This is a genomic window from Nocardiopsis chromatogenes YIM 90109 (assembly GCF_000341185.1).
Lineage (GTDB): Bacteria > Actinomycetota > Actinomycetes > Streptosporangiales > Streptosporangiaceae > Nocardiopsis_A > Nocardiopsis_A chromatogenes.
Genome location: NZ_ANBH01000130.1, coordinates 19,696 through 33,735, shown reverse-complemented (window position 1 = coordinate 33,735; position 14,040 = coordinate 19,696). Strand labels below are relative to the sequence as shown.

Sequence of the window (14,040 nt, the reverse complement as noted above, 5' to 3'; positions counted from 1 at the left end):
GTTCGTTCGATTACCGGACGGGCTCGAAATGCACCGATGGTAGGGAGCGCGCGTGACCGACCTGCGGATCAGGATCGGGTTCCGAGAGGACACCACCCCCGAAGAGGCCGATGAGCACACGCGCGACCTGCTCGAACTCTTGGAGGGGGTCGTCGCCGAGCGGGTCGGCCTCGACACAGGGCCCGATGCGGTCCCCGAAGGGGCTCGCGCCGGGGACCTGGCGGTGGTCGGCGGCGCGATCGTCATGGCCGGGGTCGCGGTTCGGCAGGCCGCTCCGCACATCGCCGCGATCGTCCAGGAATGGCTCCGTACCCGTGCTCAGAAGTCGGTGACCGTGGAGAACGGTGCGACCAGGCTGACCGTGCAGGGGCACACGCGGCCGGAGGAGATCGAGCGGATGGTGTCCTCATTGGCCCGTTTGAACACCGGCTCCCAGACGGCGCGGCCCCTGGAGCGCAGCCGTTCCGTGGATCCGGTGGATCCGGTGGATCCGGATGAGGACGGTGCGGGAGCTGGAGGCGCCTCGGGGGTCGACGGCCCGGAGGGCGCCGGGGAGGAGCGGTGAAGCGCACGGCCCTGCTGATCGGCGCGACCTCTTACCACGAGCTCTCCGACCTCAAATCGCCGCGGGCCGACGTCGAGCATTTGGAGAGGGTGCTCAAGTCCCAAGGGCACTTCGACCGCGTGCGTCCCCTCTATGACCCGCACAGGGCCGAGGCGGTCGAAGCCGTCGAGGACGTCCTGGCGGAGGCGGGGCCCGGGGACCTGGTGGTGCTCTCCTTCTCCGGGCACGGACTGCGCAACTCCCGGGGACGGCTCCATTTCGCCTTCGGTGACACTCGTTCCGAGCGTTTGGAGTCCACCGGACTGCCCGCCGAGTCGCTGCAGCGCATGCTGAAGGAGTCCCGTGCGGCGAGCAAGTTCGTCCTGCTCGACTGCTGCTACAGCGGTGCCTTCGCCGACGGGTTCGCCACCCGGAGCGGGGCCGGGGCCGACGAGCACCCCGACTACGAACGGCAGATGGGTGCGGGGGACGCGTCCGGGACCTACGTCATCGCCTCTTCGGGAGCCATCGAGCTCGCCTACGAAGGGGCGAACACCGGGGGAACGGACCCCTCCCCGTTCACCGCGGCCGTGGTCCGCGGCCTCTCCGGCGCCGCCGACGACTCCGACGGCGACGGCTGGATCGACGCCCTCGACCTCTACCAGTACGTCTACCGGCAGGTGGAGGGCCAGGGGCGCCAGCGGGTGACCGGCTTCAGCCTCGGGGTGCGCGGCGGCCTGAAGCTGGCCCGGCACGCGGGGGCGGCGACCGGGGTGGCGCTGGGCGACCAGGCGCCGCCGGGGACGGGGGCGGCGGAACCCGTCCAGGGCCGGGACGGCACCGGAGCCGCCACCGGCCACGCGGGCGGCGGGGCGGTGCACGAGCCCGGGCGCGGTGGCGCCGAGCGCCCCTGGGACACCCGCCAATGGACGGCCCTCTTCGACTACTATCGCGCCTGCCTCGACAGGCAGAGCGTCCTCCAGCAGCTCCCCGACCTCGGGTCGGGCCTGTACGCGGTCGTGGGGACGGGGCGGGAACTCCTCCTGAGCGGAGAGGGCGAGCAAGTCGGACTGACCGGTGACCCCGCGCGGATCGCCGACGGCGCCCGCAGGGAGGGGCGCTCCCTGCGCTACGGGTACCCGGCCGTGCTCTTCGACCCGGCCCGCAGCAGAGGCAAGGGGAGGACCGGTTTCAAAGTCGCCCCCCTGCTCGTGCTGGACGTCGAGGTACGGGAGGGCAGCGGGCCGGGCGGCGCCGACACGCTCGTCCCGGTCGGTGAGCCCGAGCTCAACCGGGAGGTCCTGCTCAGCGCCGCCGACCTCGGTGAAGAAGAGATCGAGGATCTGGTGGCCTGGTTCGAGGCGGACTGGGCGTGGCCGGACTCGCGGACAAGGCGCGCGCACTGTGCGGGCGCCTGGGGCTGACCCAGGTCCAGGACCTGGTCCCCGGGAGGCTCGAGGACCGCTTGGAGGCCGGTCGGCCGCTGACCAGCGGGGCCCGCAACGCGGCGATGCTCTATGCCGCCGACCCCGCGGCCTCTGCGGTCGGACGGTTGTCGGCCGATCTGGATCACCGTTCAGGCAAGGGCCTGAAGACCGAGCGCATCGCGTCCACGGCTCTGGCGGCGCTCGCCGATCCGGCGGTGTGCGGGAATGCTCGGCGCGCCGGTGGTCGGCGCCCCGTCATCACCGGCCTCAGCAACTCCGCGCAGGAGCGCATCCTGGAATCGTCGATGCGCGAGACCTTGACCGTCGCCACGGGTGCTCCGGGCACGGGGAAGAGCGAACTCATCACGGGGGTCGTCACCACCGCCGTCGCCGACGGCGAGTCCGTCCTGGTGGCCTCGACCAACAACACGGCGGTGGATGAGGTCGTCGACCGCGCCAACCGTCTGCTCCCTGGGGCCGATCTGATCGTCCGTACGGGCAATGCGGACAAGCAGAGCAAAGAAGCCGACATCCTCGGGAGGCTGCGGGCGGCGCGTCTGGACTCCACCGGCGCGCGCACCGCGGCCGAACGGCTCGACCTCCACCAGCGCGGACTCGGCGCCGGACATGCGGCGCTCGAGGAGATCGGTGCGCTGGAACACCGGCTGGCCGCCCTGGCCCCGACACGTGAGGGCGACAGGGCCCGGGTGGCCGAGGAGGTCGCGCTGGACGAGGCCTTCCCGGACCTGGAGAGCGTCCGTCGGTGGGCTCACCGGGTGCACGCGGCCACAGAACGCAGGTGGACCGGGTGGTTCTACCGGTGGCTCGTACGGCGCTCTCTGCGCTACGGGCGTGACGCGGACGAATGGGAGGCGCTCGCCGCCCTGCTGGAAACCGAGTCCGACTGGCGCCGTACACAGGACCGCCTCCAGCGCCTTCCGTCCCCTGCGGAGGCCCACGATCGGATCCGCGCCCTGAGGGAGGAGCGGCGCGGCGACGCCGGGAGGTTCGTCGTGGCGCAGGTGGCCCGGGCTCGGGACGAGGGCGTCTCCGTCCTCGACGAACGGCTGGACAATCTGGCGGCCCGCAGATCCACATGGGTCGGTATGGACCGCCTCGTGCGCGTGGCCCGGGCCTGGGCGACCACGTCCCGCTCCGCCCGCGTGTTCCCGCCACGGGAGGGCCTCTTCGACCTGGTCGTCATCGATGAGGCGAGCCAGTGCACCATCGCCGACCTGCTCCCGCTGCTCTTCCGGGCCAAGCGGGCGCTCATCATCGGCGACCCGCACCAGCTCCAGCCGGTGAACTCGTTGGACGCGTCCGAGGACCGGCGTATCCAGGCGGCATCCGGATTGGACGAGGACTGGCTCGATGAACGGTCGCTCGTCTACACTCGCTCGTCCGCCTACCACGCGGCCGCCTCCGCCCTGGCGCGCGCCGGTCGCGACGTGCTCTGGCTTGACGAGCACTACCGTTGCCACCCCGACATCGTCACTCCGGTGAACAGGCGCTTCTACGGCAACAGGCTCGCGGTGCGCACCCGCACCACAGGGCTCGCCGCACCCGCCGACCGGGCCGTCACCTGGATCGACGTCAAGGGGCTCTCGGAAAGGCCCAAGGGCGGCTCCTGCCGCAATCCCGACGAGGCGCAGGAGGTCGTCCGCCTGCTGCGTGAACTGTGGACGGATCTTCCGGCCGATGCCGACATCGGTGTGGTCACCCCCTTCGCGGCGCAGAGGAGGGACCTCGACCGGCACCTCGGCGGCAAGGCGGGGGAACGCATCCGGGTCGGCACCGTGCACACCTTCCAAGGCGGAGAACGGGACGTCATGGTGGTGTCCCCGACGGCCGCGACCGGCGTCGAGCGTGGGGCGGGCCAGTGGGCCGCCAGGCAGCAGAACCTGTGGAACGTGGCGGTCACCCGAGCGCGCTCGCGCCTCTACGTGGTCGGGGACCGGGGGTACTGGTCCGAGCAGGGAGGCCTGCTCGCCGACCTGGCGGCCCACGCGCTCTCACCTGCGGTGGAAGAGGCCCCCGACGAGGCGCGCAACCGGCTCTTCGAGGCGCTGACGGCCCGCGGCGCCGCCCCGGAGGCAGGGCCCGTCGTCAACGGGTACGCGTGTGACCTCCTCGTCCCGGGTTCCCAGGGCGAGGCCGCCGTGATCGTGGACGGTTCAGGGATCGGTGCTCCGGCACAGCCCGGCTCGGAGAGGGCGCTTGAGCGCACCCTTGGCCGGGCGGTCCTCTTCGCGGAGGTGGCGGGCGTGCGCACGGTGCGGGTCCCCGCGTGGAGGTGCTGGGCCGAGCCGGACACCGTCGCTGCGGAACTCCTTTTGGGCACGGCTTGAACGGAACCGCCCGCACATCCTCAGCATGAGAACGGCTCAATCGTCGAAGACGTGTCGCCGCGTCATGCTGCATCAGCCCACTGCCCGCGTCCCGCGGCACGCCGATGTGGGGGGTTTACCGGGGAGGCGGGGCCGGGTCGGGGAAGGATGGTGCCCGGATCGGCTCTGTGCGGGTGTTCTCCAGAATCGGGGGCGCAGGTGCAGGGCCCACCGTGCGGGGTCCTCCGCAGTCGTCCGGTGTCGGCACCGTGGGCAGGAGAGGTGAGAGCGCTGTCATCCATCGGAGGAGAGGCGCGACCGGGGGCACAGTCCCCCGCGGATGAGGATGAGAACGGGCACGGTCCGCCCCGTCTGAAGAAGGCGGTGTTCGTCGGCTCGTCCGTGCTGATCCTGGTGATCTCGGTGTGGGCGATCATCGCGCCCGGGAACGCCGAGTCCGTCATCGGCGCGGTGGTCGGCTGGATCTCCTCGGGATTCGGCTGGTACTACTTCCTCGTCGCCACCGTCTACCTGCTGTTCGTGGTGTTCGTGGCGGTCTCCCGGTACGGCAAGGTCAAGCTCGGCCCGCAGCACTCCACGCCCGACTACGGGGTGTTCGCCTGGGCCGCCATGCTGTTCGCCGCCGGGATCGGCATCGACCTGCTCTTCTTCTCGGTCTCCGGGCCCGTCACCCACTACCTCGCGCCGCCCGAGGGCGACCCCGAGACGGTCGAGGCCGCCCGGCAGGCCCTCGTGTGGTCGCTGTTCCACTACGGCGTGACCGGCTGGGCGATGTACGCCCTCATGGGCATGGCGCTGGGCTACTTCGCCTTCCGCTACCGCCTCCCGCTGGCCATCCGCTCGGCCCTGTACCCCCTGATCGGCAAGCGCATCCACGGCCGCGTCGGCGACGCCGTGGACCTGGCCGCCATCATCGGCACGGTGTTCGGCATCTCGGTGTCGCTGGGCATCGGCGTGGTGCAGCTCAACTTCGGCCTCAGCGCCCTGTTCGGGGTGCCCGAGGGCGTGGCGGGCCAGACCGCGCTGATCGCCGTGGCGGTGCTCGTGGCCACCGTCTCGGCCGTGGCCGGCGTGGACAAGGGCATCCGGCGCCTGTCCGAGCTCAACGTCCTGCTCGCCATCGTGCTGATGCTGTACGTGATGTTCGCCGGAAGGCCGGTCTGGCTGCTCAACACCCTGATCCTGAACATCGGCGACTACGTCAGCCGGCTGCCCGGGATCACCCTCAACACCTTCGCCTACGACCCGCCGGTGGACTGGCTCAACGCCTGGACCCTGTTCTTCTGGGCCTGGTGGATCGCCTGGGCGCCGTTCGTGGGCATGTTCCTGGCCCGCATCTCGCGCGGGCGCACCATCCGGCAGTTCGTCGCCGCAACGCTGGTGATCCCGCTGCTGTACACCCTGACCTTCCTGTCGATCTTCGGCAACAGCGCCCTGAGCATCGTGATGGGCGGCGACACCCGGTTCGGCGAGGTCGCCATGAACACCCCGGAGCAGGGCTTCTACACGCTGCTGGAGCAGTATCCGGGCTTCACCTTCAGCGCCGGGCTGGCCACCATCGTCGGGCTGCTGCTGTACGTGACCTCCGCCGACTCCGGAGCGCTGGTCACCGCCAACCTCAGCTCCCACCTGCCCACGCCGATCACCGACGCCCCGGCGTGGCTGCGCATCTTCTGGGCGTCGGTGACCGGCCTGCTCACCCTGGCCATGCTGATCGTCGGCGGCGTGGACGCGCTGACCAGCGCGACCATCATCATGGGCCTGCCGTTCTCGTTCGTGATGCTGCTGGTCATGTGGGGGCTGTACCGGGCGCTGCGGGTCGAGCAGTTCCGGGTGGAGGCCTTCCGCACCACGCTGACCTCCTCGCTGTCCACCCGGACCGAGATCGACCGCCGGGGCGCCGACCGCAACTGGCGCCAGCGCCTGGCGCGGGTGACGAGCTTTCCCGGAAGGCGGGCGGCGGCCCGCTTCGTCGAGGAGGTGTGCCGCCCGGCCTTCCAGGACGTGGCCGAGGAGCTGCGCGAGCAGGGGGCGGAGGCCTCGATCACCGAAGGGGTGGACGAGGCGACCGGCATCCCGCACCTGGAGCTGCGCGCGCCGATGGGCGCCGAGGAGGAGTTCGGCTACCAGGTGTGGCCGATCGAGATGCCCACCCCGGCCTTCGCCATGCGTGCGCTGACCAACCAGGACACCTACGTGCGGTTCGAGGTGCGCCTCACCGAGGGCAGCCAGGGCTACGACGTGATGGGCTACAGCAAGCAGCAGCTCATCGGCAACATCCTCGACGAGTACGAGCGCCACCTGGAGTTCCTGCGCCTGCACCGCGAGGCCGCCGCCGGGTCGGCCCTGCCCGACCACGGGCCGGGCACCGCCGAGGTGTACGTGGAGGGCGACGACGAACGCTGATCCCGGGTCCGGCCGCCTCTCCGGCTCCGCGCCTGCGTGGGGCCGGAGAGGCCCCGGGACAGACGGCGTCTCCCCGTCACGCGCCACTACGCGGCGGGGCCGTCGCCTGCCTGTGCGGCCTTGCAGACGGCGGTCGACACCTCATGCAGCCGCGCGAGAGCGGCCGGTGCGGCGCGCTCCCTTACGGTGCGCGGAACAATGGGGGCATGCCTGAACGTCGCCCCAGTGGCTCCGCCGACCCCGAAATGCCCTGCCCGTGCGGGAAGGGGGCGCCCTATGCCGCCTGCTGCGCCCCGCTGCACCAGGGACGGCGCTCGGCCTCCACCGCCGGGCAGCTGATGCGGTCCCGGTACACCGCGTTCGTCCTGGGGGACGCCGCCTACCTGAAGAAGAGCTGGCACCCGACGACCCGTCCCCGCAGGCTCGACCTCGATCCCGCCATGGAGTGGGAGGGGCTGGAGATCCTGTCGACCACCGGTGGAACGGCATTCCACACCGACGGCACGGTCGAGTTCAGGGCCTCCTATCGGCACGGCGGCTCGACCGGCGCCCTGCACGAGAACAGCCGTTTCACCCGCCATGAGGGGCAGTGGACCTACGTCGACGGAGATGTCACGGATTGACGACTGCTCGGGGCATCGGACAACTGAGCCGCCGGTCATGACGTTCTCCCCAGCATGATCGCCCCGCCCCACCGTCCCCTCACGATGACGGCCCCTTCTGGTCCTCCCGCTCGTCCTCCTGGCCGCCGGCTGTGGCACCGACCGGCCGGACGATCCCGGGGAGCTGTGCGGCGGATCCGTGCCCGCGTCGGGTGGGGCCGCGGGGAGGGGGCCCCGGACCGGACCGTCCAGAACGTCGACGGGGACGCTTTCGAGGGCCTGGTGGTCCCGTACCTCGGCCCCTATGAGTCGGGAGAGAAGGCAGAGCGTGAGGGGAGCCTCCTGGTCGTCCCCGGGAGCGAGGACGGCCCGGACGGCGGGGCCGCTCAGAGCGTCGTGCCCGGAGAGGACGGGGTCCCTGCGTCGCTGCAGGACGACGTGCGATTCGGTGAGACCGCCCTGACCGGCGACTTCGACGCGGACGGCGTGACCGACGTCGCCGTGTCCGCGGGCCCACGGACCGAGAGGGACGAAGACCAGGGGTCCATCGCCCTGGTCTGGGGCGGGCAAGGCGGCGTCGACGGAGGGACGGTGGTCCAGAAGGGCGGTGAAGTGCAGCCGTGGTTGACCGCGGTCGGGGACTTCGACGGCGACGGTGCTTCCGACATGTTCGTGGGCGTCGAGTGGTTCGGTGACGAGAGCGAGGTCCTGTACGGCCCGTTCGACCGCGACGGCGCACCCGCCCGGACGGCCTCCTCCGGGGTCGACCTGGAGGGGTTGGAGAACTCGTTCATCGCCGGGGACATGGACGGCGACGGATGCGACGACCTCGTCGCCTTCCGGGCCTTCGAGGAGATGGCCTATGAGACCGCCCTGTGGACCGGGAGCGAGGACGGGTTCGAGTCGGCCGGGACCCGTGCCAACGCGGACGAGGGCGTTGTGGCCGATGTGGACGGGGACGGCTTCGGCGACCTCATCGTCCGCGAGGTCGGCACGACGGTGGAGGACGGGGCGCCGGGTCCGGGGGAGGTGACCGTCTACCCCGGCGGACCGGACGGTCCGGCCGAGGAACCGGCCACCCGGGTGGGCATGGACCAGGCCGGCCTGTCCCAGAAGGGGGTGGACGGCGACGAGCTCGGCACCGTGCTGGAGGCCGGGGATGTCGACGGCGACGGGTACGCTGACGTCGCCGCGGCCGTGAACCGCCCGGCGGGCGGGGGGAAGCCGCCCGTGGACGAGGGGGACGTCGTCGTCCTGCCGGGAGGTCCCGACGGGCTGACCGGTGAGGGGGCGTGCCTGCTGCGTCCGGAGGAGGCCGACCAGTACCCGCAGGCGTCCCCGCCTCCCGAGGACGAGTACTGGGACCCCTATGAGGAGTTTCCGCGTACGCTGCTGCGCTTGGTGGACACCGACGGCGACGGCACGGACGACGTGGTCGCCGGGCGGTCGTCGTCGGTCAAGGGGACGGTCGACGCCCCTGCGGGGCCGGTCCGCGTCTACAGGGGACTGCGGATGCAGGACGGCACTCTCACCCCTGGCGCCGTGCGGGGGATCGACCTCCCCGACGGCGGCGACGGGCGGCAGGGACTCGCAGGCTGAGGGGCCGGGCGCCCGGGGCGGGCCGGTCGGCGGATTGCCCCGGGCGCATAGGCTCGACTGCGTGGTTCAGACGACGGAGGCCCAGAGCCCGATCGCGGCGGCGGAGCGTTTGCGCGAGACCCTCGGAGACGGGCCGGTGGCCGTGGTCACCGGGGCGGGGATCTCCACCGACTCCGGAATCCCGGACTACCGCGGACCGGATTCGCCGCCCCGCACGCCGATGACCTACCAGCAGTTCGTCGGGGATGCGGCGTTCCGCAGGCACTACTGGGCCCGCAATCACGTGGGATGGCACTACATGCGGGAGACCCGCCCCAACGGCGGGCACCGCGCGCTGGCACGCTTGGAGGCGGCGGGGCTGGTGTCGGGTGTCGTGACGCAGAACGTGGACACCCTGCACGAGTCGGCGGGCAGCCGCCGGGTGATCGACCTGCACGGGCGGTTCGACCGCGTGGTGTGCCTGTCGTGCGGGCGGACGATCAGTCGGGCCCACCTGGCCGAGCGCCTGGCCGCCCTGAACCCGCGCTTCTCGGAGAGCGTGGCGGACGTGGAGGTCGCCCCGGACGCCGACGCGGTGCTGGCCTCCACGGAGGGGTTCCGCGTCGCGGACTGCGAGTACTGCGGGGGCATGCTCAAGCCAGACATCGTCTACTTCGGAGAGAACGTGCCGAAGGAGCGCGTGCTCGACGCCTACGGTCTCGTGGACGGGGCGGCGTCGGTGCTCGTCGCCGGTTCGTCGCTGACGGTGCTGTCGGGGCGGAGGTTCGTCAAACACGCAGCCCAGCAGGACAAGCCGGTGGCCATCGTGAACCGCGGCCCCACCCGCGCGGACGACCTGGCGGCGCTGAAGCTGGACACCGGCTGCACCGAGGTCCTGGAGGCCCTCGCGGAGGCGTACGGGGCCTGACGGGGTGGCTCGACGGCGTGGCGGCGCCTGTCCGCGCGTTCCGGCCCTGCGACCGCATTCGGTCACTCTCGGCCTCCAACGGCTGGCGATCCGGAGTTCAAGGAAAGGAATCCGGACGACGGACGTTCACGAGGACCGAAAGGGCACAGGTGCGCAGACAAGGCTTCGGCGCGTTGCTGACGGACGAGCAGTGGGCGGTCTTCCTGAAGGCCGGCGCCACGAGGGTCTTCCCCGACGGTGAACCGATCATGCGCCAGGGCGACCGGGAAGGCGTCGTCTACATGCTCGCTGAGGGGACGGTCAAGGTGTCGGTCGTCAGACCGGACGGCACCGAGTCCCTGCTCGCGCTCAGGGGGTCGGGGGAAGCGCTGGGCGAGTTCTCCGCCCTGTCGGGGCTGCCGAGGACCGCGACGGTGACGCCGACGGGAGGCGGCTGCCTGACCCGCGCCCTCACCAGTGCCCACTTCCGGCTGCTCGTCGGGCGCATGGACTTGCACCGGGCGCTGTGGGAGCACGTGGTCAAGCGGCAGAGCGAAGGGGAGAGCCAGCGCGCGGAGATCGTGGCCCTGCCCTCGGGGCGGCGTTTGGCGGCGACGCTGCTCAGGCTCACCGGCGTGCTGGGGACGCACGTCCCCGGCGCGGGCGGTGCGAAGGGCGGAGGAGACGGGGCTGCCCGCCACGGCGCCGTGTTGCGGGTGGGGCTGTCCCAGAAGGAGCTGGGCGACTGGATCGGCATGTCCCGCGCCTCGGTGGCCGCGGAGTTCGGACGGCTCCGGTCCATGGGCATCATCCGCACAGGCCGCCAGTACGTCTCGATCCGCGACCTGGACCGCCTGAGAGAGGTCGCCCAGGGGGACTCCTGACGGTGCGCGTCGGAGGGAGACCGGGCTCACAGGGGCTCTGACGCGGCACGGGCGGGGCGCCGACGGGGCGCCGCCGTGGTGTGTCTGATTCTGGACAGAGCGCTGCTGGCCCCCGGGGGAAGGTCGGGGTGCGCGGCTGGGAGGCCGCGCACCCCCGACACCCGAGGAGACAGCGAAATGGTGGAAGTCCCCCGCCGCGCGCGCCGCACCGGCAAGCCCATGCCGCCTTACCGAGCCGTCCTGGCGGTCGATGCGGAGAAGTTCTCGCGCACCTCCTCCATGAACCAGCGACTGCTCAACAACTCCATCCAAGATGCGCTCGAAACCGCGTTCCGCGACTGCGGGCTGGCCGGCCTCTGGGAGAACGCGTCCTTCCCCCAGCACACCGGGGACGGATACGTGGTCGGTGTGGACCCGGAACACCTCGCCCTGCTCATCAACCCGCTCATGGGCGAACTCCAGGAAGTCCTCGCCGATATGCAGCCGATCCTCGCCTACGAGGACCGCACCCTGAGCCTGCGGCTGCGCGCCGCCATCGGCCTGGGCCCGCTCCCCGACAGCGGCGGCGAAGAACGCGGCGACGGCATCGGATCCGCCATGACCGAGACCCACCGCATCCTGGACTCCGCCCCCTTGAGAAGGGCGCTCAAGGCCGGCAACCCGGACGTGACCTACCTGGTCGCGGGCCTGTCCAGCCGCGTGTACGAGGACGCGGTCCTCGGCGGATACGTCGCCTTGAACCCGGCCCTCTTCCAACCGGCCGACGGAAGCATCCCCGACAAGGAGTTCCAGGCCGAGGTGTACGTCTACACGCCGAGGCCTTCATCTGTCGGGCGGGCTGACAGCGACGCAGGCGACCCGGCCAGAACCGTAGGGGGGACCGGGGCTGAGACAGGCGCTGGTGCAGAAGACGTGGAGGGAGGACCGGGATGGGTGGACGAGGGCAGGGAGCGCCCCTCCAAAGCAATCGGCACCAATAGCGGCGTGTCCGTTCAGGCGGATGAGATCTCTGGTGGCCTGAAGTTCGGGGACCAGAAGGGGGCGTAGTCGTGGCCGAGGGGCGAGATCCTGAACAGCAAGGAGAGGAACGCCCGCCCAAGGACGCGCGTGTGGAGGGCGAAACGCACGGGAGTGCTTCCGGCGACTCGGGTTCCCGGGACGAGGCATCGGGATCGGCGCAAGCGGGGAAGCCCGATGCGGGCACCGAGGAAGGGGGCGGCAGCGAAGGGGGAAGGCAGTCCGACCGACGGACGAATGCGCGGTCGAGCGTGGGCTCCAACCGGGGTCAGGCGGTGCAGGCGGGCCTGATCCAAGGCGGCGTCGCGTTCCACACCTACGTCCGTTCAGAGGAGACGGCTGAACGGGTCCGCAATGCCCTGCGGATGGACGAACAGAAAGTGGAGACGATCGTTGAAACGTTCGTCGAATGCCGGGACTACAAGCGTTTTGAGGAGGAACTACGCCGCTCCAGTATCGGCATCATCGTCGGTGAACAGGGCACCGGCAGGGGAACGGCGGGCATCAACGCGCTCGCGGCCCTCAGGCCCGGGAGTCCGATTCAAGAGGAGATGCCGGACCTGGACGAACGGGATGCGGGTCTATCCGGAGTCGAAGTCGAAAAGGAGCACACCTATCTCATCGACTTGACGCATGCCCCGGAGATCGGCCCCACCCAGCGGACCGCTCTGCGGTCCTTCGCGGGGAGGGTCCGTGAGGCGGAGACGCTCCTCGTCGTCATCGCCACCCCTAAGCAGTGGACCGAGGAGTTCGGAGAGGCGTACGCCTGGCTGGAGATCGAAGAACCTCCCCGTCCGCTGGAGGTCTTCTTCAGGTCGATGCGGCATCGGACGTGCGAGGAGGATGCCCGGCGGTGGTGTGATGACGAAGGGGTCCGCGCCGCGCTGAGAGGTGCCGACCCGGGGCGCGCCACCCAGCTGGCGGGGATGGCCGCCCGGGGGCGACCGGACACGGGTGGCGGCGGAGAGGACGGCTACCGCCAGTGGATCGACTCCGTCATCGGCTCCTTCACCGACCCGGCGAAGGAGCTCCGGAAGTGGTTCGCCGAGCACGACTACGAGAAGGAGTTCCAACGGGTCCTCCTGGAGGCCGTCGCGCTGCTGGAAGGCGCCCGCTGCCCCGTCGTCCTCAAGCAGGCACATGAACTCGCCCAGCGCTGGAAGGTTCCCTCCGCTTGGCGCACGCCCATCTCCGGGAGCGGCCTGTCGGAGTTACTCCAGGACTTCCCTGCGACCGTCGTGGACGACAGGATCCGGTTCACCCGTCAGGAGATCAGGGACGGCGCCCTGGACCATCTCTGGCGTGAGCACCCGCACGCGAGGGCCGACCTTCTCTCCTGGTCGGAGTCGGCTGCCGCAGAGCTCCCGTGGGCGGAGAGGGGGGACCTCGCCGACCGGTGGCTCAGGCTCGGACTCCGCCATTCGGATCCGTCCCCCGTCACTGAGCTCATGAGGTCCTGGGGCCGGACCGCCGACCTTTCGTGGGCGGCGGTCCCCGCCATCGCCGAAGCCGCTGTCACCGCCGAGATCGGCGGGGTGGTCAGGGCGGAGCTGTACCGGGTGGCCGCCGGTGGCAGGACACATCAGCTCGACCGTATGGTCGCCGAAGTGTGCGGAGTTTACGGCCGGGTGCGCCCGCGCTCCGCGATGGTGCGGTTGCGGCTCATCGCGGCGAAGGTTCCCCACCAGTGGGCCGGATCGCTCGTCGGGATCTTAGAGAGCATCGCCGATGAGCCGGGCAATGTGGAGTCGGTGCTCGATGAGCTGACGACCTGGGTGGCCGACGCGTCGAGGCACGGACACCGCGGATACTTCGCCGTTCAAGGGCTGGCGCACCTCCTCACACGCTCTGCGCAGGGACCGGAGGATGGGGAACCGGTGATCTTCACCGAACTCGCGGAGTCCCGGGTTTCGGCCGACACCGTGGCGAATTGCTGGCAAGCCCTCATGGAGGACAACGCGCAGGCATCGAAGACTCTGTGGATGTGGCTGAACGCGTTTGCTTCCTGGCCGGTGCCCGAACCGGTCAAGGAGTCACTGCGGGCGGCGGCTCATGGCTCCCCTGGCAATGCGGAAGCGATCCTCCGGGTCATCAAGCGCTGGCGGCTGGCGTGCGGACGCAGGGTCGCCGAAGTCGACAGGCTCTATGAGGAGATCAGCGGCCGTGAATCCTGATCCTGTCATTCCTTACAGGCTGGTGGAGGCATGCTGATCGAAGGGGTGAGATCATGACATTTTTCGGATTCGGGTCCAGGCGGGGGCGTCCTTCCATTCCCTCTTGGAGTATCGCGTTCCGGGCCCCCGATTCGCAGATCGACTTCGAAGCTC

General features: G+C 70.8%; 10 protein-coding genes. All 10 read left to right on the top strand.

Annotated features, from left to right (window positions below):
• The first annotated feature begins 52 nt into the window (after positions 1-52).
• Positions 53-565 (top strand): hypothetical protein, encoded by a 513-nt coding sequence (locus tag D476_RS0113355; RefSeq protein ID WP_017624442.1) that lies wholly within the window; start codon positions 53-55, stop codon positions 563-565.
• Positions 562-1,968: a caspase family protein gene (locus D476_RS39015; protein WP_239648697.1), complete on the top strand. Its 1,407-nt coding sequence runs from the start codon at positions 562-564 to the stop codon at positions 1,966-1,968. Before D476_RS0113355 ends, D476_RS39015 begins: the two co-directional genes overlap by 4 nt.
• A complete protein-coding gene (locus D476_RS39010; RefSeq protein ID WP_239648696.1) occupies positions 1,917-4,319 on the top strand; it encodes a DEAD/DEAH box helicase in 2,403 nt (800 codons plus the stop codon). The genes D476_RS39015 and D476_RS39010 overlap by 52 nt, the downstream gene beginning before the upstream one ends.
• Positions 4,320-4,589: 270 nt before the next feature.
• Positions 4,590-6,725 carry a choline BCCT transporter BetT gene (betT, locus tag D476_RS0113345; protein ID WP_026123481.1) on the top strand — a complete coding sequence of 712 codons (2,136 nt, stop codon included), beginning with the start codon at positions 4,590-4,592 and terminating at the stop codon, positions 6,723-6,725.
• Positions 6,726-6,931: 206 nt separating this feature from the next.
• Positions 6,932-7,348, top strand: coding sequence for a YchJ family protein (locus tag D476_RS33195; RefSeq protein ID WP_026123480.1), 417 nt, complete (start codon positions 6,932-6,934; stop codon positions 7,346-7,348).
• A gap of 165 nt (positions 7,349-7,513) precedes the next feature.
• On the top strand, positions 7,514-8,926 hold the full coding sequence (locus D476_RS0113335) for a hypothetical protein (protein ID WP_017624439.1): 1,413 nt from the start codon (positions 7,514-7,516) through the stop codon (positions 8,924-8,926).
• Positions 8,927-8,987: 61 nt separating this feature from the next.
• Entirely contained in the window at positions 8,988-9,833 is an 846-nt protein-coding gene (locus tag D476_RS0113330) for an NAD-dependent protein deacetylase (RefSeq protein ID WP_040726280.1), read from the top strand.
• A 149-nt stretch (positions 9,834-9,982) separates the two neighbouring features.
• A complete protein-coding gene (locus D476_RS0113325) occupies positions 9,983-10,696 on the top strand; it encodes a Crp/Fnr family transcriptional regulator (protein WP_017624437.1) in 714 nt (237 codons plus the stop codon).
• A gap of 177 nt (positions 10,697-10,873) precedes the next feature.
• Positions 10,874-11,743 carry a hypothetical protein gene (locus D476_RS0113320; RefSeq protein ID WP_017624436.1) on the top strand — a complete coding sequence of 290 codons (870 nt, stop codon included), beginning with the start codon at positions 10,874-10,876 and terminating at the stop codon, positions 11,741-11,743.
• A 62-nt stretch (positions 11,744-11,805) separates the two neighbouring features.
• The gene (locus D476_RS0113315; RefSeq protein WP_239648695.1) at positions 11,806-13,887 is read left to right on the top strand and encodes a hypothetical protein; all 2,082 of its coding nucleotides are present in this window, start codon (positions 11,806-11,808) and stop codon (positions 13,885-13,887) included.
• Positions 13,888-14,040 lie beyond the last annotated feature (153 nt).